Annotated in this window: 22 protein-coding genes; 16 read left to right on the top strand and 6 right to left on the bottom strand. The window is 68.2% G+C overall.

Features of this window, described 5'->3' with window-relative positions:
* Positions 1–4 precede the first annotated feature (4 nt).
* Complete coding sequence (locus ACSFB7_RS15365; protein ID WP_435471485.1) at positions 5–598, bottom strand: YajG family lipoprotein; 594 nt, start codon at positions 596–598, stop codon at positions 5–7.
* Between the two features lie 100 nt (positions 599–698).
* Positions 699–1007, bottom strand: coding sequence for a putative quinol monooxygenase (locus tag ACSFB7_RS15360; protein WP_435471483.1), 309 nt, complete (start codon positions 1005–1007; stop codon positions 699–701).
* A 169-nt stretch (positions 1008–1176) separates the two neighbouring features.
* Here ACSFB7_RS15360 and ACSFB7_RS15355 point away from each other — a divergent pair, with 169 nt between their 5' ends.
* Complete coding sequence (locus ACSFB7_RS15355) at positions 1177–2505, top strand: Nramp family divalent metal transporter (protein WP_435471481.1); 1329 nt, start codon at positions 1177–1179, stop codon at positions 2503–2505.
* A gap of 120 nt (positions 2506–2625) precedes the next feature.
* Positions 2626–2916, top strand: coding sequence for a YciI family protein (locus ACSFB7_RS15350; protein ID WP_435471479.1), 291 nt, complete (start codon positions 2626–2628; stop codon positions 2914–2916).
* Between the two features lie 19 nt (positions 2917–2935).
* Here the strand turns inward: ACSFB7_RS15350 and ACSFB7_RS15345 are convergent, their stop codons facing one another.
* Positions 2936–3994 (bottom strand): pirin family protein, encoded by a 1059-nt coding sequence (locus ACSFB7_RS15345; RefSeq protein WP_435471477.1) that lies wholly within the window; start codon positions 3992–3994, stop codon positions 2936–2938.
* Between the two features lie 158 nt (positions 3995–4152).
* Positions 4153–4575: a VOC family protein gene (locus ACSFB7_RS15340; protein ID WP_435471475.1), complete on the bottom strand. Its 423-nt coding sequence runs from the start codon at positions 4573–4575 to the stop codon at positions 4153–4155.
* Positions 4576–4728: 153 nt separating this feature from the next.
* On the opposite strand from ACSFB7_RS15340, the gene ACSFB7_RS15335 reads away from it, so the two are divergent.
* Entirely contained in the window at positions 4729–6327 is a 1599-nt protein-coding gene (locus ACSFB7_RS15335) for a CYTH and CHAD domain-containing protein (protein WP_435471473.1), read from the top strand.
* Between the two features lie 48 nt (positions 6328–6375).
* Here ACSFB7_RS15335 and ACSFB7_RS15330 read toward each other — a convergent pair whose 3' ends face one another.
* Together ACSFB7_RS15330 and ACSFB7_RS15325 are read right to left on the bottom strand one after the other, a co-directional pair.
* Positions 6376–6852 (bottom strand): FKBP-type peptidyl-prolyl cis-trans isomerase, encoded by a 477-nt coding sequence (locus ACSFB7_RS15330; RefSeq protein ID WP_435471471.1) that lies wholly within the window; start codon positions 6850–6852, stop codon positions 6376–6378.
* A 39-nt stretch (positions 6853–6891) separates the two neighbouring features.
* Positions 6892–7818 carry a LysR family transcriptional regulator gene (locus ACSFB7_RS15325; protein WP_435471469.1) on the bottom strand — a complete coding sequence of 309 codons (927 nt, stop codon included), beginning with the start codon at positions 7816–7818 and terminating at the stop codon, positions 6892–6894.
* 87 nt (positions 7819–7905) lie between these two features.
* On the opposite strand from ACSFB7_RS15325, the gene ACSFB7_RS15320 reads away from it, so the two are divergent.
* From ACSFB7_RS15320 to ACSFB7_RS15260, 13 genes are all read left to right on the top strand, one after another.
* Positions 7906–8292 carry a DoxX family protein gene (locus ACSFB7_RS15320; RefSeq protein WP_435471467.1) on the top strand — a complete coding sequence of 129 codons (387 nt, stop codon included), beginning with the start codon at positions 7906–7908 and terminating at the stop codon, positions 8290–8292.
* A 34-nt stretch (positions 8293–8326) separates the two neighbouring features.
* Entirely contained in the window at positions 8327–8911 is a 585-nt protein-coding gene (locus ACSFB7_RS15315; RefSeq protein WP_435471465.1) for an NADPH-dependent FMN reductase, read from the top strand.
* Positions 8908–9792: a pirin family protein gene (locus ACSFB7_RS15310; RefSeq protein WP_435471463.1), complete on the top strand. Its 885-nt coding sequence runs from the start codon at positions 8908–8910 to the stop codon at positions 9790–9792. The genes ACSFB7_RS15315 and ACSFB7_RS15310 overlap by 4 nt, the downstream gene beginning before the upstream one ends.
* A 119-nt stretch (positions 9793–9911) precedes the next feature.
* The gene (locus ACSFB7_RS15305; RefSeq protein ID WP_435471461.1) at positions 9912–11117 is read left to right on the top strand and encodes a M20 aminoacylase family protein; all 1206 of its coding nucleotides are present in this window, start codon (positions 9912–9914) and stop codon (positions 11115–11117) included.
* 42 nt (positions 11118–11159) lie between these two features.
* On the top strand, positions 11160–12146 hold the full coding sequence (locus ACSFB7_RS15300) for a tripartite tricarboxylate transporter substrate-binding protein (RefSeq protein WP_435471459.1): 987 nt from the start codon (positions 11160–11162) through the stop codon (positions 12144–12146).
* A 118-nt stretch (positions 12147–12264) separates the two neighbouring features.
* Positions 12265–13002, top strand: coding sequence for a glycine zipper 2TM domain-containing protein (locus tag ACSFB7_RS15295; RefSeq protein ID WP_435471457.1), 738 nt, complete (start codon positions 12265–12267; stop codon positions 13000–13002).
* A 20-nt stretch (positions 13003–13022) separates the two neighbouring features.
* Complete coding sequence (locus ACSFB7_RS15290) at positions 13023–13496, top strand: tetratricopeptide repeat protein (RefSeq protein WP_435471456.1); 474 nt, start codon at positions 13023–13025, stop codon at positions 13494–13496.
* 163 nt (positions 13497–13659) lie between these two features.
* On the top strand, positions 13660–14574 hold the full coding sequence (locus ACSFB7_RS15285; RefSeq protein ID WP_435471454.1) for a dihydrodipicolinate synthase family protein: 915 nt from the start codon (positions 13660–13662) through the stop codon (positions 14572–14574).
* A 48-nt stretch (positions 14575–14622) separates the two neighbouring features.
* A complete protein-coding gene (locus ACSFB7_RS15280; protein WP_435471452.1) occupies positions 14623–15756 on the top strand; it encodes a branched-chain amino acid ABC transporter substrate-binding protein in 1134 nt (377 codons plus the stop codon).
* 13 nt (positions 15757–15769) lie between these two features.
* On the top strand, positions 15770–16708 hold the full coding sequence (locus ACSFB7_RS15275) for a 4-hydroxyproline epimerase (RefSeq protein WP_435471450.1): 939 nt from the start codon (positions 15770–15772) through the stop codon (positions 16706–16708).
* Positions 16709–16719: 11 nt separating this feature from the next.
* Positions 16720–17823, top strand: coding sequence for an NAD(P)/FAD-dependent oxidoreductase (locus ACSFB7_RS15270; RefSeq protein WP_435471448.1), 1104 nt, complete (start codon positions 16720–16722; stop codon positions 17821–17823).
* Positions 17820–18068, top strand: coding sequence for a (2Fe-2S)-binding protein (locus ACSFB7_RS15265; RefSeq protein ID WP_435471446.1), 249 nt, complete (start codon positions 17820–17822; stop codon positions 18066–18068). The genes ACSFB7_RS15270 and ACSFB7_RS15265 overlap by 4 nt, the downstream gene beginning before the upstream one ends.
* On the top strand, positions 18065–19354 hold the full coding sequence (locus ACSFB7_RS15260; protein ID WP_435471444.1) for an FAD-dependent oxidoreductase: 1290 nt from the start codon (positions 18065–18067) through the stop codon (positions 19352–19354). Before ACSFB7_RS15265 ends, ACSFB7_RS15260 begins: the two co-directional genes overlap by 4 nt.
* Positions 19355–19356: the final 2 nt, after the last annotated feature.

The raw sequence follows: 19356 nt of genomic DNA, 5'->3' as shown, positions 1-19356 counted from the left end.
GACGTCAGCGGCCGATGGCGGCCACGAACTGCGGGTCGGCATACACCTCGCGCAGCAAGGCGCGCACGAGGCGCGGGTACGCCGCCTGCCCGGCGGGCACGGCCACGATGTTGGCGTAGCTCGAATCGAAGGCCGTCTCTGCACGGTAGGTCTTGCGCAGGCGCTGCGTGGCGTCGCGCGTGACGGTCACCTCGACGTCCATGCGCCCGGTGCCGTTGACGATGCCCAGGTCGATGTCGTTCACCAGAATGCGCGCGGCGATGCGGGTCGGCGCCTTCGGGTCATAGGCCGATATCTCGCCAAGGTCACGCATCAGCGCGTCTTCGAGGTACTGCGCGAAGCTGCCGCTGGGCGACACCAGCTTTGCGCGGCGCAGGCTCAGCGTGTTGATCTTGTCTTGCGGGTCGGTGGGCTGGGCCTTCGCGACGGCGACCATGCCGGGCCGGGTGGCTTCGAGCTGGTCGAGCGCTTCGTAGTCGGCCGCATAGGGCGGCGCCATGAGTGGTGCGCAGCCGGCCGTCAGGAAGGCGCTGGCCAGCACACCGGATGCGATGCCGAAAGCGCGCGAGCGGAAATCGTGCGAACCAAAGATCGCCATGCCGGTGGCCTCCTCTGCGTGATGCCTGCTCCCCGGCGCGACGGTAGCACGCATCCCGTCGCGCGCGAAGGCACGCGGGGGTGCGAGCTGGGGCTCGGACTCAGACCGGCTCGAGCACGTGAATCAGCTTGGCCGCCGTCAGCTCCTTCGTCCGCGCGCTGTGCGCCACCATGTGCGGCGCCACGGCGTGCGCCTGCAGGTGGGCCAGCGACTCCCACTTCTCGACCACGACGAAGGTGTCGGGCCCGAAGCTGGCCTTCGACGGCGGAACGCCTTGCGCATCGACCGTGGCGGCGAATTCGATGCAGCCTGCTTCGGCGAGCACGGCCGGGCGGTTGGCGGCGAAGGCTTCGAGCAGTGCGGCGCGTTGGCCCGGCTTGGCGGTGATGACGGCAAGGACGTGGATCATTGAAAAAGTCTCCGGTGCAGGTAGGTGGACAGACAGGCAAACAAACAGACAGATGGATGAATGGATGCGGCTGTCGAATCTAAGAGATCGGGCGCTTGCGCGCGGGTCCGGTCGGCGACAACCGCAGCGCCGCCCCTTCGATTCGCGACGCGCCCCTATCATCGCCCGCATGTTCTTCCCGCTCCCGCGCAAGGCCACCGCACCCTTCTGCCCTTCCGAGGTCAAGGGCAGCGTGGCGGTGCCGCAGGAGCTGCCCTTCTTCAGGAAGCTGATGCGCTACGCGGGCCCGGGGCTGCTGGTGTCGGTCGGCTACATGGACCCGGGCAACTGGGCCACCGACATCGAGGCCGGCTCGAAGTTCGGCTACGGCCTGCTCTTCGTGGTGCTGCTCGCAAGCCTCGCGGCCATGCTGCTGCAGACGCTGTGCGTGCGGCTCGGGCTGGTCACGCAGAAAGACCTGGCGCGCGCCTGCCGCACGCACTACTCGCCGCGCGTCAACCGCCTGCTGTGGCTCGGTGCCGAGCTGGCCATCGTGGCCTGCGACCTCGCCGAAGTGCTGGGCAGTGCACTGGCCTTGCACCTGCTGTTCGGCGTGTCGATCCCGGTCGGCATCGCCATCACGGCCTTCGACACCTTGCTGGTGCTGGGCCTGCAGGGCGCGGGCTTTCGGCGCGTGGAAGCCATCGTGCTCGGGCTGGTGGGCACCATCGCGGGCTGCTTCATCGTCGAGCTGGCGATGGCGCCGCCCAACTGGTTCGGCGTGGCGATGGGCTTCGGCCCCAGCCTGGAGCGGCTGCAGCAGCCGGGCGCGCTGTATCTGGCCATCGGCATCGTCGGCGCGACGGTGATGCCGCACAACCTGTACCTGCATTCGTCCATCGTGCAGACGCGCTTGATCGCCGACACCGACGCGGCCCGGCGCGAGGCGGTGCGCTTCTGCACGCTCGACGCGGTGGTGTCGCTGTCGCTCGCGCTGCTGGTCAACGCGGCGATCATGGTGCTGGCGGCCAGCGCCTTCCATGCCACGGGCCACCGCGAAGTGACGGAGATCGACGATGCCTACCGGCTCATCGAGCCCATCGTCGGCAGCGCGCTCGCGGCCACGCTGTTCGGCATTGCGCTGCTGGCCTCGGGGCAAAGCTCGACCTTCACCGGCACCATCGCGGGCCAGATCATCATGGAAGGTTTTCTCGACCTGAAGATCCCGTGCTGGCAACGAAGGCTGATCACGCGGGGGCTCGCGCTGGGGCCGGCTTTTCTGGGCGTGTGGTGGTTCGGCGATGGTGGCGTGGGCAAGATGCTGGTGCTCAGCCAGGTGGTGCTGAGCTTTCAGTTGCCGTTTGCGATGTGGCCGCTGATCCGCTTCACCAGCAATCGCCAGATGATGGGCGGCTTTGCCAATGGGCCGGTGCTCAAGGGGCTGGCGTGGCTGCTGTTCGGCGCGATCAGCGCGGCCAATGTGTGGCTGGTGGCGTCGGTGCTTGCCGGCGGCATGTAGGCGAAGCACGACCCCCGGTCAACCGCCGTAGGCACAGTTACCTGGCAGACACACACGCGCCCCGCAACTGCCCTGCCCAGGCCATAGGATCGGGGCTTCCGCACTACCCGCGATCCCGCCATGTTCATCGTCACCCTCACCTACATCCGCCCGCTCGAAGAACTCGACGCGCTGATGGACGCGCACCTCACCTGGCTCAAGAAGCACTACGCGAGCGGCCTGTTCGTGGCCTCGGGTCGGCAGGTGCCGCGCAAGGGCGGCGTGATCCTTGCGCGTTCGGGCGACCGGGATGGCCTCGACGCCGTGCTGGCACGCGATCCGTTCGTGCAGAACGGCGTGGCGCGCACCGACGTGATCGAGTTCATTCCCAGCATGACCGCCCTGAACGCCGAGGTGCTCAAGACGTTCTGAAGCTGAAGCGCGCCCCGGCTCAACCCGCCGGGATTTCCTCGCGCCCGCCCGGATGCCGCGCAAAGCGCGCGGCATCGTGCGCATGCACCGGCGCCGAATCGTCCCAGGGCCAGCCGCCGAACTGGGTGCGGCGGTAGTCGGCCATGGTCTGGCTGATCTCGGCCTGCGTGTTCATCACGAAGGGGCCGTACTGCGCCACCGGCTCGGCGATCGGGCGGCCCTGCAGCACCAGGAACTCGCTCGCTTCGTCGTTGCCGTTGACAAGCTCCACGTCTGCATTCGCACGCAGCTCGATGGCGGCGGGGCCTTCGACGCGCTGGCCGGCGATGAGCGCCGCGGCGCCCTTGAAGAAATACAGCATGCGCCGCGTGCCCTCGCCCGTGGCGGCGGGCAGCGTCCATTGGGCGCCGGGCGTCATCTTGATGGTCCAGATCGCCACGTCGGCATCGGCCTGCGAAGCCCACGAGTCGGGCGGCGGTGCGAGTGGCTGGATCGGCTCCTGGCCGGCCACGCCGTCGTCGAGCTTGCCGGCGATCACCGCGACGTCGGTGCGGCCGCCCTTCGCGTCGTCGGACGCAAAGCGCGGGATCGCGTCCGACCAGAACATCGTGAAGTGCGGCTCGGCCATCTTGTTCTTGGCCGGCAGATTCAGCCAGATCTGGAACAGCTCCAGCGGATTCGGCGCGCCCGCGTCCAGCAGCGGGAACATCTCCGAATGCACGATGCCCTTGCCGGCCGTGAGCCACTGCACGTCGCCGCCGCCGAAGCGCGCGGTGGCGCCCAGCGAGTCGGAGTGATCGACCAGGCCCTTGCGCACGATGGTCACCGTCTCGAAGCCGCGGTGCGGGTGCGAGGGAAAGCCCGGCACCGTGTCGCCGTGGTACATGCTCCAGCCGTCCTTGCGGCTGAAGTCCTGGCCGATCTGGCGCCCGGCCAGCGAGGCCTGCGGGCCCATCTGCCCGTTGGCCTTCGGGTACGCGTCGTCGTGATAGACGCAGAACAGGAACGGGTCGATCGTCTGCCACGGAAAACCGAGGGGGGCGATTTTGACGATGGGGCTCTTGTTGTTGTCGGACATGCTGCTATTCCTTTCCAGGTGGGGCGCGGCCGATGATGCCGTGCCAGTGGAGGGAATATCGGGGCGGCGCCGCCTTCCGGTAGGCACCGCCCGTGCAACAGTGAAGAGCGCGTATGGAACGATGGGCATCGTCCGGGTCTTCAGCCGCGTGGCGTTGTTTACGGGTTCTGGTGGGTCACGACGGCGTTCGGGTCCATGTACATCAGCTCCCACAGATGGCCGTCGATGTCCTGGAAGCCGTGGCCGTACATGAAGCCGTAGTCCTGCGGCTCGCGCGGCACCGTGCCGCCGGCGGCCACCGCCTTGGCGACCATCGCATCGACCTCGGCGCGGCTCTCGCACGACAGGCACAGCAGCACTTCGGTGCTCTTGCTGGTGTCGGTCAGGCTCTTGGTCGTGAAGGTCTTGAAGAAGTCCTCGACCAGCAGCATCGCGTGGATGCTGCCCTCCTGGATGACCATGCACGCGGCGTTGGCGTCGGTGAATTGCGCGTTGAAGGTGTAGCCCAGCGCGGCAAAGAAAGCCTTGGTCTTTTCGAGGTTCTTGACGGGAAGGTTCACGAAGATCTGCTTGTTGGCCATGAGGTTTTCCTGGTTCGGTTGAAGGTGAAATCGGCGTCTTCGCAAGGTCTTGTGTACGCCGTCCACAAAAGATATCAAAGAAAATGGACGGTGTCCACATGATTTTTGAATTGCTTGCGCGGGCCAGGGTGCAGGGGAAAAAGACGGGGCATCATGGCCACCATGGAAATCGAGTTCAAGTTCTGTATTCCCGCCGGCCGCCTGAAGGCCGTCGAGGCCGCCCTGCGGCGCGGCACCGTGGTCCGCACCCGCCTGCAGGCCCGTTATTTCGACACCGCCGACCAGCAGCTTGCCGCGCACGGCATGGTGCTGCGGCTGCGCAAGGAGGGGCGGCGCTGGGTGCAGACCGTCAAGGCCACAGGCGACAACGCACTGCACCGGCTGGAGCACAACGTCGACCTGGGCGCGAGCAGCGCAACGCCCGACATCGACCCGCAGCGCCACCAAGGCACGCCCGTCGGCGACCGGCTCACCCGACTGCTGGCCGATGGCGGCGCACCGCTGGTCGAGCGGCAATCGACCGACATCGTGCGGCTCACGCGTGACGTGCGCGTCACCGGGCCCGGCGGCGCGGTCGTGGAGATGGCGCTCGACGTCGGCAAGGTCGTCGCCCATGCAGGCACGCCCGAGCAGCGCGAATCCCCCGTGTGCGAACTGGAGCTGGAACTCAAGCGCGGCGACGTGCAGGGGCTGGTGTCGCTCGCACGCCGCTGGTCGCAGCAGCATGGGCTGTGGTTCAGCACCGTCTCGAAGGCCGAGCGCGGTGCGCGCCTGCTGGCCGCGCAGGACATCGTGCCTGCCGTGAAGGCCGAGGCGCCCCGCTTCGCCGCGCAGCACCCCGACGGCCGCGCGATCCAGCAGGCCGTGGTCGCGTCCTGCCTCGCGCAGATGCTGCCCAATGCCAGCGAGATCGCGGCCGGCAGCACCGACGAAGAACAGATCCATCAACTGCGCATCGGCATCCGGCGCCTGCGCACCGCGCTGCGCGAACTGGCGGGGCTCGATGCGGCCCCGGGCCTGTTCGATGCCAGCGGATGGGAGCCGCCGCTGGTCGACGCCTTCCGCGCGCTCGGTGCCCTGCGCGACCGCGAGCAGGTCGTGAAGTTGGCGCAGCCGCAATTGCGCGATGCGGGCGCGCCGGACTTCGATCCGCTGGCGGGCGATGACGCGGCCGCTTCTGCGCCGTCGTCCGGCGATCTGGTGCGCGCGCCGGCGTTCCAGGGCGTGCTGGTTTCGCTGATTGGATTCACTGCCGCGGGACCGGCGGAAGCCGCATCGGTGAGCGGCACTCAAGAAGCGGTCGAGACCCCGTCAGCCCCCACCCCGATGAGCGCCGACGCCGCCCGTCGCCTGCTGCGCAAGCGCCTGCAGCATCTGCACAAACAGGCTGTGCGCAACGGCGCCCGCTTCGAGTCGCTGGACACCGAAAGCCAGCACCGCGTGCGCAAGCGGCTCAAGCGCCTGCGCTACCTCGCCGAATTCGTCGCGCCGCTGTTCGAGGCGCAAGACAAGGGGCGCGACAAGAATGCCGCCGAGCGCTACTTGAAAGCGCTGCGCCCCGCGCAGGACGCGCTGGGCGAATTCAACGACGAAGCCGTGGCGCTCGTGCTCTACCGCGAAGCCACGCAGCGCGATGCGCGAGCGTGGTTCGCCGTGGGCTGGTTCAGCGCGCGCCATGCGGCCGGCGCGAAGGCCTGTCGCAAGGCCCTGGAGAAGATCGAAGGCGCGCCGCGGTTCTGGAAGGAGAACTGAACCGAGCAGGCGCCGGGTCGAAGAAGAAGCCTTCGACCGCCTCATCGATCAGTGATGGTGCCCGTGCGCCCCATGCACATGCTTGTGCTCGATTTCCACTGGCAGCGCCGCGCGCACGTCCGTCACCTGCAGGCTGAAGCGCAGCGCCTTGCCGGCCCAGGGATGGTTGCCGTCGAGCAGCACGACCGGGCCCTTGATCTTCACCACGGTGAACACATGCTCGGTGCCGTCGTCGAGCCGACCCTGCAGTTGTCCGCCAACCTTCACGCCCGGCGGAAAGTCGGCCTTGGGGATGCTGCGCGCCAGCGCCTCGTCGCGCTGGCCGAAGGCATCTTCGGGCGCGAGGTCCAGCGTGGTCTGGAAGCCCTTTTCCTTGCCATCGAGCGCTTCCTCGATCTTGGGCAGCGTGTTCTCGTACCCGCCATGCAGGTAAGCCATCGGCTCGGGGCTGGCTTCGATGAGCTTGCCCTGTGCATCCGAGACTTTGTACTTGATGGTGACGACGGTGTCTTTTTCGATTTTCATGGGGTCGCATTTTCAGTGGAAACGAAAAAGCGCTGGCGGCTAGGCTTTCCCCGGTGGCGCGGGCTCCAGCAGCACGTCCATCTGGCCCAGCTTGCCGATCACGGTGTCGATGAAGGTCGAGACCGCCAGCGGCAGGTGCTTGCGGCTCGGGTAGACCACGCTCAGGCCCCGGCCGGTGTACCGGTACTGCGGCAGCACCGGCACCAGCCGGCCTTCCTTCTCGTCGCGCGTGGCCATCGACGGCGGAAGCTGCGTGATGCCCAGCCCGGCCAGCGCCGCCTTGCGCAGCGCCTGCGCGGTGTTGCCGGTGAAGCGGCCTGTGACCTGCACTTCTTCTTCCTCCCCATCGGGGCCGGCCAGCCGCCAAGTGGTGTGGCCGGTGGGGTGCGGCGGGGTCACGCAGTCGTGGTTCGCCAGCTCCTGCAGGCTGGCGGGCTGGCCGCGCCGCGCGATGTAGGCGGGGCTTGCCAGCAAGCCGCCGCTGCGCGTGGCCAGCCGCCGGCCGATGTAGCCTGAATCGCGCAGCACGCCGCCACGGAACGCCACGTCGATCCGCTCGGCGATCAGGTCGGCGGGGGCGTCGCTGAGCACGAAGTCGAGCTTGACCAGCGGATGGGCCGCGAGGAAATCCGCGACCCATTCCATCGGGAAGAAATCGAAGAAATCCGCCGGCGCGGCCACCCGCACCAGCCCGCTCGGCGCCTGCCCGCCCGCTGCCAGCTCCTGCCCCGCCGCCGCCAGCCCGTCGACCGCCGCCGCGCAGCGGTCATGAAATTCCTGCCCCGCGCTCGTCAGCGTCAGCTTGCGTGTCGAGCGCTGCATCAGCCGGGTGCCCAGTTGCGCTTCGAGCTGCTGGATGCGCCGGCTGACGGTGTTCGGCGGCAGGCCCAGCCGCCGCGCGGCCTCGGCAAAGCTGCCGTGGCGCACCACCTGCACAAACATGGCGATGTCGTTGAGGTCGAGCATGGCGGGCTGATTCCTTCGAATTCTGGACGAGTGCAATCCGACTCTACCGTCTAGTCGATCAACGGGTGCGTGCCTAACCTTCTGCCCATGACTTCCCAACACCCCACTTCCCCCACCCAGCGTCGCATCGTCTGGGGCGTTCGCATCCTTCTGGCGCTGGCTTTCGGCGCGGCCGGCGCATCCAAGCTGGCCGGCGTGCCGCAGATGGTCCAGGTCTTCGACGCCATCGGCTTCGGCCAGTGGTTCCGCTATGTGACCGGTCTGGTCGAAGTCGGCGGCGCCGTGCTGCTGCTCGTGCCGGCGACCGGTTTTCTCGGCGGCCTGCTGCTGGCCGCGACGATGGTCTGCGGCGTGGCCACGCACCTGGTGCTGATCGGCGGCAACCCCGCGCCGGCGGCGGTGCTGGCGCTGCTGTCGGGCTTCGTCGCCTGGCGCCTTCGTCCCGTGTCCCGGCTGGCCGTCACGGCGGCCTGAGCTCTTTTCTTCATTCAATTTTCTGGAGTACCCCATGACCCAACAACAACCCCGCATCGGCATCATCCTCGGCTCGACCCGCGAAGGCCGCTTCGGCGAAAAGCCCGCGCAGTGGATCCACGAGATCGCGAAACAACGCACCGACCTCGCCTTCGAACTGGTCGACCTGCGCGACCATCCGCTGCCCTTCTTCAACGAAGCCGGCGCGCCCGCCTGGGGCCCGGTGAAGAACGAGGCCGCGCAGCGCTGGCAGGCCAAGCTGGCCACCTTCGACGGCTTGGTCGTCGTCACGCCCGAATACAACCACGGCCCCAGCGCGGTGCTGAAGAACGCGATCGACTGGGCCTACAAGGAGTTCACCCGCAAGCCGATCGGCTTCGTGGGCTACGGCGGCGTGGGTGCGGCGCGCGCCATCGAGCAACTGCGCCTGATCGCCGTCGAGATGCAGATGGCGCCGGTGCGCAATGCCGTGCACATCGGCATGGTCGAGTTCCTGGGCATCTGGCAGCAGGGCAAGACCTTCGAAGACTTCCCGCACCTGGCGCAGGCCGCCAAGGGCATGCTGGACGACATCGCGTGGTGGGCCACGGCGCTGAAGACCGCGAGGGACGCCGCATGACCACCGCAACTGCAACTGCAACCGCAATCGGCACTGCAACCGACACCGAAGCCCGCGCCATCGTCTACCGCACGCGCGGCTCGAAGCACGGGGCGATCACACGGCTCGTGAGCCCGGGCGACCTGGGCGAATTCCTCAAGCCCTTCGTGTTCCTCGACCTGTTCGGCTTCAACACCGAAGGCGGCCACAAGGGCTTCGGCCTGCATCCGCATTCGGGCATTGCCACGCTGACCTGGCTGATCGAGGGCGACACGCTCTACGAAGATACGACCGGCGAACAAGGCGTGCTGCTGGGCGGCGGCGTCGAGTGGATGCGCGCGGGCAACGGCGCGTGGCACACCGGCGCGCCTGCGCCGGGCGTCAAGCGCGTGCAGGGCTTCCAGCTCTGGGTGGCGCTGCCGGCCTCGGAAGAAAACGCGCCGGCCCAGAGCATCTACCTTGCGCCCTCGCAGGTGCCGCAGGAAGGCCCGGCGCGCGTGCTGCTCGGGCGCTACGGCGCGGCGCAAAGCGCCATTCCGGCCCCGTCCCCGATGAACTACCTGGCCGTGCAACTGAAGGACGGCGAGCGCTGGCGCTACACGCCGCCCGCCGGCCACACGGTGGGCTGGGTCGCGGTCAACGAAGGCCGGCTCGGCGCGGGCTACAGTGCCGCGGGTCCGGTCGATGCCGGCGAGCTGGCGGTGTTCGAGGAATCCGACGCGGCCCTGGACTTCGTGGCGCATGGCGACACCTCCTTCGTGCTGGGTTCGGCGGTGAAGCATCCGCACGAGCTGGTGATGGGCCACTACTCGGTGCACACGAGCCGGGCGACGCTGGACCAGGGCGAGGCCGAGATCCGGCGCATCGGCGCGAAGCTGCGGCAGGAAGGCCGGCTGGGCTGACCGACCGGCCTGCCGGCTCGCGCGACTGACCGCGCGCAAACCAGCGTGCGCCCGGCGGGCGGCTGCGCCAGAATCGTTCGCTTCTTTCTTCGAACGACTCTTTCGCAGCCCCACCCGCCATGAACATCGTCGACTCCTTCGCCGCCCACGCCACCCGCTTCGTCGACATCCGGCGCGACATCCACGCGCATCCCGAACTCGGTTTCGAGGAACACCGCACCTCCGAAAAAGTCGCGAGCCTGCTCGCCGAATGGGGCATCGAGGTGCACCGCGGCATCGCCGGCACGGGGCTCGTAGGCGTGCTGCGCAAGGGCACGGGCAGCCGCACCATCGGCCTGCGCGCCGACATGGACGCGCTGCCGCTGCACGAGGCCAACGAGTTCGCCCACAAGTCCACCCACGCCGGCCGCATGCACGCCTGCGGGCACGACGGCCACACGACGATGCTGCTGGCCGCCGCATGGCATCTGTCGCAGCAGGGGCCTGACGATTTCGACGGTACCGTGCACTTCATCTTTCAACCCGCCGAAGAGATGGGCAAGGCAGGCGCCAAGAAGATGATCCAGGACGGCCTGTTCGAGCGCTTTCCCTGCGACGCGGTGTTTGCGCTGCACAACTTCCCGGTTGGCGACGTCGGCCGCTTCGCGCTCAACGAAGGCGCGCTGATGGCGTCGAGCAACACCTACAAGATCACCGTGCGCGGTCGTGGCACGCACGCCTCGATGCCGCACACCGGCATCGACCCGGTGGCAGCGGTGGTCACGCTGGCGCAGCAGTTGCAGACCATCGTGCCGCGCACCATTCCGAGCACCGAGCGCGCACTGCTCGCGGTCACGCAACTGCAGGGCTCCGACGCGCCCAACGTGATTCCCGACGTGGCCACGGTGGGAGGCACGATCCGCACCTTTTCCATCGACGCCATCGACAAGATCGAGGCCCGCCTGCGCGAAGTGGCCGCGGGCGTGGCGGCGGCGCATGGCTGCACGGCTGAGGTGTTCTTCAACCGCTCGTCACCACCGGTGGTCAACCACGTGGCGGAGGCGCGCTTTGCCGCCGGCGTGATGCGCGAGGTGGTGGGCGAGGACATGGTCACCGACGATTTCCCCGCCGTGATGGGCGCCGAAGACTTCGCCCACATGCTGCTCGCGCGGCCCGGTTGCTATGCCTTCCTGGGCAATGGCGACGGCGACCACCGGCTCGGCGGCCACGGGCCCGGCCCTTGCATCATCCACAACACCTCGTTCGACTTCAACGACGAGATCATCCCGATCGGTGCCAGCTACTTCGTGAAGCTGGCGCAGCGCTGGCTGCAGACGGGCACCTGAGTTTTTTCCACGTTGACGATGATGATGAAAGCGGCCCTTCCGATGTCTTCCCACCTGCGCACCCGACGCTCTTTGGCCGCGCTCGCGGCCGCCACCGCCTGCATGGCGTTCGGCGCCTTCGCACCGGCCCATGCGCAACAACAGCGCGTGCTGCACATCGTCGTGCCCTTCGGCACGGGCGCTGTGCAGGACACGGTGGCGCGCGCCTTCAACAACGAACTGGGCGTGGCGCTCGGCGCCAGCGCCATCGTCGAGAACCGCGCGGGCGCGGGCGGCACCGTGGGCGCGGCCCTCGTGGCGCGCGCGCCGGGCGACGGCAACACGCTGATCCTTGCGGCCGCGAGCCACAACATCGCGGGCTTTCTCTACAACAAGCTCAGCTACGACCCGCTGAAGGACTTCGTGGGCGTGGCCAACGTCGGCAACGCGGGCTACGTGCTGGCGGTGACGAGCGGGCTCAACGTGTCGAACACGGCGGACTTCATCAAGGAGGTCAAGGCCCACCCCGGCAAGTACAACTACGCATCGGCCGGCAACGGCAGCGCCACGCACCTGGCGATGGCGTCGTTCCTTGCCAAGGCGGGGCTGCAGATGACGCACATCCCGACCAAGTCGACCGGCGAGGCCGTCAACGAGGTGCTCGCGGGCCGCGTGCAGGCCGTGATCTCGTCGAGCATCGGCGTGATCGGCTTCCAGGACGATGCGCGCGTGAAGCTGCTGGCCTCCACCGGCCAGTCGCGCAGCCCCTTCCTGCCGAAGCTGCCGACCGTGGCCGAAAGCGGCCTGCCGGGCTATGCCTTCGATTCGTGGATCGGCCTGCTCGCGCCGGCCGGCACGCCCAAGGCCGAAGTCGAGCGCATCAACATCGCGGCCAACAAGGTGCTGGCCGACCCCGCGATCCAGGAGCGCTTCAAGCGCCTGGGCGTGGAGCCGCGCAGCCAGAGCCCGGAAGAATTCCAGAAGCTGCTGCGCACGGACTGGGACGCGATGGGCGCGGTCGTCAAGGCGTCAGGCGCGAAGATCGACTGACAAGGTGTAACGGTTCACGCGCCATGTAGGACGCCGGTCAATTGACAACGCGCCGGCCTCGGCCATGCTCCCTGGTGGATTCCGATGCACCCGGCATCGGACGAAAAGGGAATTTTTCATGGACTCGACCACACCGCTCGACCCCGCACCGGGGCAGCAAGTGAGCAAGTCGCCCAAGGCACTGTGGGCCGTGATCGGCGTGCTGGCAGCAGCCGTGGTGGCGCTCGCCGGCGTGCTGATGCACAAACAGGGCGGCGACACCGGCGCCAGCGCGCCGCCGCCCGCGGTGCTTGCCGCCGCATCGCCCCGGGCGCCGGACGACTTCAAGCCGGAGGCCATGCCCGCGGCGCCCGTTGCGCCGCCCACGGGCGCAGGCGCGGCACCGCCGGCCATGGCTGCGGCACCGATGCCGGCACCCGCCAGGGCGCCGGAGCCGGCCCCTATGCAAGCGATTCAGCCCGGCCCGGCGCCTGGCGCGAATGCGCCGATGGTTGCAGCCCGGCCGGCGCCACCGCCTTGCGCGGTCTGCGGCCAGGTCGAATCGGTACGGCCGGTGCAACGTGCGCAGCCCACCACCGGCGTCGGCGCGGTGGCCGGCGGCGTGGTGGGCGGGCTGGTCGGCAACCAGTTCGGCCACGGCGGCGGACGCGCTGCGGTCACTGTGCTCGGCGCGGTCGGCGGTGGCTTCGCTGGCAATGCCATCGAAAAGCACGTGCGCACGGTGACGGTCTACGAGGTTGGCGTGCGCATGCAGAACGGCACGCTGCGCACGGTCGAGACCAAGAGCGCGCCGCCCATCGGCAAGCCGGTCATCCTCAAGGGCAATCAGTTGCGCCCGGCAGACGGCCGCAATTGAACATGAGGGAGATGCAATCGATGACGGAGTTGCCCGACGACATTCACGAAGAGATCAAGCGGCTGTGCGCGCAGGGCGACGCGCAGGCAGAGGCCGGGCAGTTCGCCGAGGCCTTCCCGCTGTACTGGGCGGCCTTCGACCTGCTGCCCGAACCGAAGACCGACTGGGAGGCCGGCACCTGGACATTGGCCGCCATCGGCGACGCTAATTTCCTGTCCGGTGACTTCGAGGCTGGCCGCGACAACCTCTCGAACGCCATGCATTTCCCGGATGCCATCGGCAACCCCTTCCTGCACCTTCGGCTGGGCCAGTGCCAGTTCGAACTGGGCAACCTGGACCGCGCGGCAGATGAGTTGATGCGCGCCTACATGGGCGGTGGCCCCGAACTGCTGGCCGACGAAGACCCGAAGTACCTGCAGTTTCTTTCGACCCGCGCCGAAGGCATCGAGCTGCCGGGAAAGCCTGCGAAGCGCTGGCAGTTCTGGAAGAAGTGAAACAGGCGCGCGGCGAGGGGCTCGCCCGCGCCCGCCTTTAGCCCCGGTATCACACAAACCATGCGCCCGGAAGCGCGCTTGCCCTACGGATATCTGTTGGATATATTATTAATATATTTAGATCGCGGTGTTTTCCCGCCGCACATTCCACAGGAGCGACACCGTGAGCAATCCCCGCTGGCAAGGCATCTTCCCCGCCATCACCACCAAGTTCCACGCCGACGAAAGCATCGATGCCGAGGGCACGGCCCGTCACATCGACTTCCAGATCCGCAACGGCATCCACGGCCTCGTCACCTGCGGTTCGCTCGGCGAAGCCAGCACGCTGACGCTGGAAGAAAAGCTGCAGGTCGCGAAGATCGCGCTGGACGCTGCTGACGGCCGCATCCCGGTGCTGGCCAACGTGTCGGAGACCAGCACCCGCGAGGCGCTGCGCTATGTCGATGGCGCCAACAAGCTCGGCGTGGCCGGCTTCATGGTGATGCCCTCGGTGATCTACGTGGCCGATGCGCGCGAAGCCATGCTGAACGTGCGCACCATCGCCAACGCCGCGCAGAAGCCCATCATGGTCTACAACAACCCGGTGGCTTACCGCGTCGATCTCAAGCCTGAGCACATGGTCGAGCTGGCCGACTGCGAATGGATCGCGGCCATCAAGGAGAGCACCGACAACATCCGCCGCATCACTGACCTGCGCAACACCGTGGGCGACCGCTACCAGCTCTTCCTGGGCGTGGACGACCTCGCCTACGAAGGCCTGGCGCTGGGTTGCGATGGCCTGCTGGCCGGCGTCGGTTGTGCCTTCCCGCGCGAGACCGTGGCGCTGTACGACCTGATGAAAGCCGGCAAGTTTGCAGAAGCGCTCAAGCTCTACCAGTGGATGACGCCGATGCTGCACCTGGACGTGTCGACCAAGCTCGTGCAGAACTTGAAGCTCATCGACCTGCTGGTGGGCGTGGGCTCCGAGCACATGCGCCGTCCGCGCCTGCCGCTGATCGGCGAGGAGCGCGCCTTCATCGAAGGCGTCGTCAAGAAGGCGCTGGCTACGCGTCCTGCCCAGTACCAGTCCGTCGCGTAATCGCATAAAACGAACCTCCTTTTCATCGTCCCCAACCTAGGAAGAAGCATGAAGACAAAAGCACACATGGTTCCGTTTCTAAGCCTCGTGGCCCTCGCCGTTGCAGGCCAGGCGTATGCGCAGGAGCAGGTGGTCAAGATCGGTCACAGCGGTCCGCTGTCGGGCCCCAACGCTTTCGCGGGCAAGGACAATGAAAACGGCGTGCGCCTGGCCGTCGAGGAACTCAACGCCAAGAAGATCAGCGTCGGCGGCAAGACGCTGAAGTTCGAGCTGGTCTCCGAAGACGACCAGTGCGACGCCAAGACCGGCGTGAGCGTGGCGCAGAAATTCGTGGACGACGGCGTGAAGTACGTCATGGGCCCGTACTGCTCGGGCGTGGCCATTCCGGCCTCGCGCCTGTACAGCGACGGCGGCGTGCTGCTGTCGACCGTGGGCACCAACCCCAAGGTTACGCAGGGCGGCTACAAGAACCTGTACCGCATCATCGCCAGCGACAACCAGATCGGCGGCGCCATGGCCATCTATGCGGCCAAGGTGCTCAAGGTCAAGAAGGTCGGCGTGATCGACGACCGCACCGCCTTCGGCCAGGGCCTGGCGGAAGAGTTCACCAAGGAAGCGAAGACGCAGGGCCTGACGGTCGTCGGGCAGGAGTTCACCACCGACAAGGCGGTCGACTTCACCGCCATCCTGACCAACATGAAGGCCAAGGCGCCCGAGGCCATCTTCTTCGGTGGCTACGCGCCGCAGGCCGCACCGATGGCACGCCAGATGAAGCAGCTCGCGGTGCCCGGCAAGCTGCTGGGCGGCGACACCGTCTGCAGCCCCGCCACCGGCAAGCTCGGTGGCGATGCGGTCAACGACCTGGTGTTCTGCGCGCAGGGCGGCTCCATCCTCGAGAAGGCGCAAAGCGGCCCGGCCTTCAAGGCCAAGTTCAAGCAGCGCTTCAACGTCGATGCCGACGCCTACGCGGCTTCGTACTACGACCAGGTCATGTTCATCGGCCAGTCGATGCAGAAGGCCAATTCGATCGACCCCGACAAGGTCGGCGCTGAGCTCTACAAGACCACCTACAAGGGCGTGGCCGCGACCTACGCCTATGACGACAAGGGCAACATGAAGCAGGCGCCGATCACGGTGTTCACCTTCAAGAACGCAGCGCCCGTTCCCCTCGCCAGCTACTGAGCCCGAAGACAACATGCACCGCATCCAGATCATCGACTCGCACACCGGCGGTGAGCCCACGCGCCTGGTCATCGGCGGCTTTCCCGATCTGGGTGGCGGCAGCATGGCCGAGCGCCGTGCGCTGCTGGCCGACCGGCACGACAAGTGGCGCGCGGCCGCCGTGCTGGAGCCGCGCGGCAGTGACGTGGTGGTGGGTGCACTGTTGTGCGAGCCCGTGTCGAAGGATGCGGCCGCCGGTGTCATCTTCTTCAACAACGCCGGCTACCTCGGCATGTGCGGCCACGGCACCATCGGGCTGGTCGCGAGTCTTGCGCACATGGGGCGCATTGGCGTCGGCGAACACAAGATCGAAACGCCCGTGGGCACGGTCACGACCACGCTGCATGCCGACGGCTCGGTGAGCGTGCGCAACGTGCCGGCCTACCGGCACCTGCACCAGGTGGCGGTCGAGCTGCCCGGCCATGGCACCGTGCGCGGCGACGTGGCCTGGGGCGGCAACTGGTTCTTCCTGGTGAGCGAACACGGCCAGCGCGTGGCGAGCGACAACCTCGCCGCGCTGACCGACTACACCGCGGCATTGCGCCGCGCACTGGCCGCTCAGGGCATCACCGGTGCGGATGGCGCGGAGATCGACCACATCGAACTCTTCGCCAGCGATGAAGGCGAAGGCGCGGACAGCCGCAACTTCGTGCTGTGCCCCGGCAACGCCTACGACCGCTCGCCCTGCGGCACCGGCACCAGCGCCAAGATCGCCTGCCTCGCGGCCGACGGCAAGCTCGCGCCGGGGGCCGTCTGGAAGCAGGCCAGCGTGATCGGCAGCGTGTTCGAGGCCAGCTACGCGATGGATGGCGACAAGGTCATTCCCACGTTGCGCGGCCGCGCGCACATCAGCGCCGAAGCCACGCTGCTGATCGACGACGAAGACCCGTTCGGCTGGGGCATACGGCTCTAGTGCCGGGCGGCATGGACGCGGATGTCATCGTCATCGGCGCCGGCATCGTCGGTGCCGCGTGTGCCCATGCGCTGGCGCAGGCCGGCCGTCGCGTGCTGGTGCTCGATGCCCGCATCGGCGGCGCCACGGGCGCTGGCATGGGCCACCTCGTGGTGATGGACGACAACCCGGCCGAACTCGCGCTGAGCCGCGATTCGATCGCACGCTGGCGCGCGCTTGCGCCGCGCATGCGCGAAGACTGCGCATACAGCCCCTGCGGCACGCTCTGGATCGCCGCGAACGAAGAAGAGATGGCCGAGGCCGAGCGCAAGCAGCAACGGCTGCGCGCGCATGGCATCGACAGCCGCCTGCTTGACGCGGCCGCATTGGCGCAGGCCGAGCCCGCGTTGCGCCGGGGCCTGTCGGGCGCGCTCGAAGTGCCGGGCGACGGCATCCTCTATGCGCCGAACGCGGCGCGCTGGCTCATCGACGAAGGCGGCGATGCGATCCGCATCGAGCAGGCGAAGGTCGAGGCCATCGAAGACGACGGCACGCTGCGGATGGCCGATGGCAGCCGCCGCACCGCGCCGCAGATCGTGCTGGCCAACGGCATCCATGCGACGACGCTGTGTCCCGAGCTGCCGATACGCCCGAAGAAGGGCCACCTGCTGATCACCGACCGCTATCCGGGCACCGTGCATCACCAGCTTGTCGAACTCGGCTACGTGACCAGCGCGCACCACAGCGATGGTGACTCGGTCGCGTTCAACGTGCAGCCGCGCCCCACGGGGCAACTGCTGGTCGGCTCATCGCGCCAGTTCGACACGACGGACCCGACGGTCGAAACGCCGATGCTCGCGCGCATGCTCCAACGCACGCTCGATTACCTGCCGGGGCTCGCTCATCTGAATGCCGTGCGTTCGTGGACCGGCATGCGCGCCGCGACGCCCGATGGCCTGCCACTGCTGGGCAAGCACCCGTGGCGCGACAGGCTCTGGCTGGCGGTCGGACACGAGGGCCTCGGCGTGACCACCGCGCCGGGTAGCGCGCACCTGCTCGCTGCCCTGATGACCGGCGCCGTTCCTGACTTCGACGCCGTGCCCTACGCGCCGCGCGGCTTGCTGGAGACGGCATGAGCGATCACACCTTGCTGCACATCGACGGCCACCTCGTGCGCGTGAAGACCGGCAGTTCGGTCGCGGCCGCGCTGTGCATCGCGGGCGGCATGGGCGTGGCGCGCACTTCGGTCAGCGGCCAGCCGCGCGCGCCCTTCTGCGGCATGGGCGTGTGCCAGGAATGCCGGGTGCTGGTCGATGGCCGGCGCAGGCTCGCCTGCCAGACCGTCTGCGGCGAAGGCATGCGCGTGGAGACGACCGAATGAGCGGCACGGCACCGGAACATTGCGACCTGCTGATCGTCGGCGCGGGTCCGGCTGGCATGGCTGCGGCTGTGGCGGCGGCGCCCAGTGGCGCGTCGATCGTCGTCATCGACGACAACCCCGCGCCCGGCGGCCAGATCTGGCGCGATGGGCCGGGCGCGAAGCTGCCTCCGGCGGCGCGCAAGTGGCGCGAGGCGCTCGCACGCCACGCCAACATCCGCGTGCGCAGCGGCACGCGCATCGTCGCCGTGCCTGCTGTCAACGAATTGCTGCTCGAAGATGCCGAGCGCGCCACGCGCATGCAGTGGAAGAAGCTGATCCTCTGCACCGGCGCGCGCGAACTGCTGTTGCCCTTCCCCGGCTGGACGCTGCCCGGCGTGACGGGTGCGGGCGGCCTGCAGGCGCTCATCAAGGCAGGCCTGCCGGTCGAGGGCGAGCGCATCGTCATCGCGGGCAGCGGGCCGCTGCTGCTGGCCGCTGCGGCCACGGCGCGCGCGGCGGGAGCGAAGGTGTTGCGCATTGCCGAGCAGGCATCGCTCGCATCGGTCGCGGGCTTTGGCGCGAGTCTGCTGCGCTGGCCGGGCAAGGCGGCGCAGGCGGTGACGCTGGCCGATCCGCAGTACCGCACCTCATCGCGCATCGTCTCGGTTCAAGGCGCAACGCAAGTCGAATCGGTCCGCCTGCGGCAAGGCGATGGTGAGGTCGAGATCGAATGCGATCGCGTGGCCTGCGGCTTCGGCCTCACGCCCAACACGCAGTTGGGCCAGTTGCTCGGTTGCGCACTTACACCTGCAGGCTTCGGCGTTCAGTTCCTCGCGGTCGATGCGCGACAAGCCACCAGCATTCCCGACATCTACGCGGCCGGCGAGTGCACAGGCTTCGGCGGCAGCGAACGCGCACTGGCCCAGGGCACCATCGCTGGCTACGCAGCCGTGGGCAACGAGCCCGCCGCCAAAGCGCACGAGGCCGAACGCGCCCGCTGGAACGCCTTCGCCGCGCGGCTGCATCGCAGCTTTGCATTGACTCCCGACATCCGGCAGATGCCGCAACCCGACACGCTCGTGTGCCGCTGCGAAGACGTGCCCTTGTCCTCTCTCTCGAATTGCAGCGGCTGGACCGATGCCAAGTTGCACCGCCGCTGCGGCATGGGCGCCTGCCAGGGCCGCGTGTGTGGCGACGCCGCGCAGTTCCTCTTCGGATGGACGCCGCCCGTGCCGCGCCCGCCGCTGTCGCCGGTCCGCATCGCCACGCTGGCCGGCCTGGCAGGCCATGAGGAGGCCCGACAATGACG

The sequence above is a fragment of the Variovorax raffinosi genome, assembly GCF_051216615.1.
In the GTDB taxonomy this organism is placed as follows: Bacteria; Pseudomonadota; Gammaproteobacteria; order Burkholderiales; family Burkholderiaceae_C; genus Variovorax.
This window is presented reverse-complemented; position numbering and strand designations above follow the sequence as displayed.

Excerpts from the sequence above, each read along its gene's own strand:
- ACSFB7_RS15350 (WP_435471479.1), top strand. The coding sequence starts at position 2,626 with ATGTTCATCGTCACCCTCACCTACATCCGCCCGCTCGAAGAACTCGAC.
- ACSFB7_RS15320 (WP_435471467.1), top strand. The coding sequence starts at position 7,906 with ATGACTTCCCAACACCCCACTTCCCCCACCCAGCGTCGCATCGTCTGG.
- ACSFB7_RS15275 (WP_435471450.1), top strand. The coding sequence starts at position 15,770 with ATGCACCGCATCCAGATCATCGACTCGCACACCGGCGGTGAGCCCACG.
- ACSFB7_RS15295 (WP_435471457.1), top strand. The coding sequence starts at position 12,265 with ATGGACTCGACCACACCGCTCGACCCCGCACCGGGGCAGCAAGTGAGC.
- ACSFB7_RS15265 (WP_435471446.1), top strand. The coding sequence starts at position 17,820 with ATGAGCGATCACACCTTGCTGCACATCGACGGCCACCTCGTGCGCGTG.
- ACSFB7_RS15315 (WP_435471465.1), top strand. The coding sequence starts at position 8,327 with ATGACCCAACAACAACCCCGCATCGGCATCATCCTCGGCTCGACCCGC.
- ACSFB7_RS15290 (WP_435471456.1), top strand. The coding sequence starts at position 13,023 with ATGACGGAGTTGCCCGACGACATTCACGAAGAGATCAAGCGGCTGTGC.
- ACSFB7_RS15280 (WP_435471452.1), top strand. The coding sequence starts at position 14,623 with ATGAAGACAAAAGCACACATGGTTCCGTTTCTAAGCCTCGTGGCCCTC.
- ACSFB7_RS15335 (WP_435471473.1), top strand. The coding sequence starts at position 4,729 with ATGGCCACCATGGAAATCGAGTTCAAGTTCTGTATTCCCGCCGGCCGC.
- ACSFB7_RS15355 (WP_435471481.1), top strand. The coding sequence starts at position 1,177 with ATGTTCTTCCCGCTCCCGCGCAAGGCCACCGCACCCTTCTGCCCTTCC.
- ACSFB7_RS15345 (WP_435471477.1), bottom strand. The coding sequence starts at position 3,994 with ATGTCCGACAACAACAAGAGCCCCATCGTCAAAATCGCCCCCCTCGGT.
- ACSFB7_RS15360 (WP_435471483.1), bottom strand. The coding sequence starts at position 1,007 with ATGATCCACGTCCTTGCCGTCATCACCGCCAAGCCGGGCCAACGCGCC.
- ACSFB7_RS15305 (WP_435471461.1), top strand. The coding sequence starts at position 9,912 with ATGAACATCGTCGACTCCTTCGCCGCCCACGCCACCCGCTTCGTCGAC.
- ACSFB7_RS15300 (WP_435471459.1), top strand. The coding sequence starts at position 11,160 with ATGTCTTCCCACCTGCGCACCCGACGCTCTTTGGCCGCGCTCGCGGCC.
- ACSFB7_RS15310 (WP_435471463.1), top strand. The coding sequence starts at position 8,908 with ATGACCACCGCAACTGCAACTGCAACCGCAATCGGCACTGCAACCGAC.
- ACSFB7_RS15330 (WP_435471471.1), bottom strand. The coding sequence starts at position 6,852 with ATGAAAATCGAAAAAGACACCGTCGTCACCATCAAGTACAAAGTCTCG.
- ACSFB7_RS15340 (WP_435471475.1), bottom strand. The coding sequence starts at position 4,575 with ATGGCCAACAAGCAGATCTTCGTGAACCTTCCCGTCAAGAACCTCGAA.
- ACSFB7_RS15260 (WP_435471444.1), top strand. The coding sequence starts at position 18,065 with ATGAGCGGCACGGCACCGGAACATTGCGACCTGCTGATCGTCGGCGCG.
- ACSFB7_RS15365 (WP_435471485.1), bottom strand. The coding sequence starts at position 598 with ATGGCGATCTTTGGTTCGCACGATTTCCGCTCGCGCGCTTTCGGCATC.
- ACSFB7_RS15270 (WP_435471448.1), top strand. The coding sequence starts at position 16,720 with ATGGACGCGGATGTCATCGTCATCGGCGCCGGCATCGTCGGTGCCGCG.
- ACSFB7_RS15325 (WP_435471469.1), bottom strand. The coding sequence starts at position 7,818 with ATGCTCGACCTCAACGACATCGCCATGTTTGTGCAGGTGGTGCGCCAC.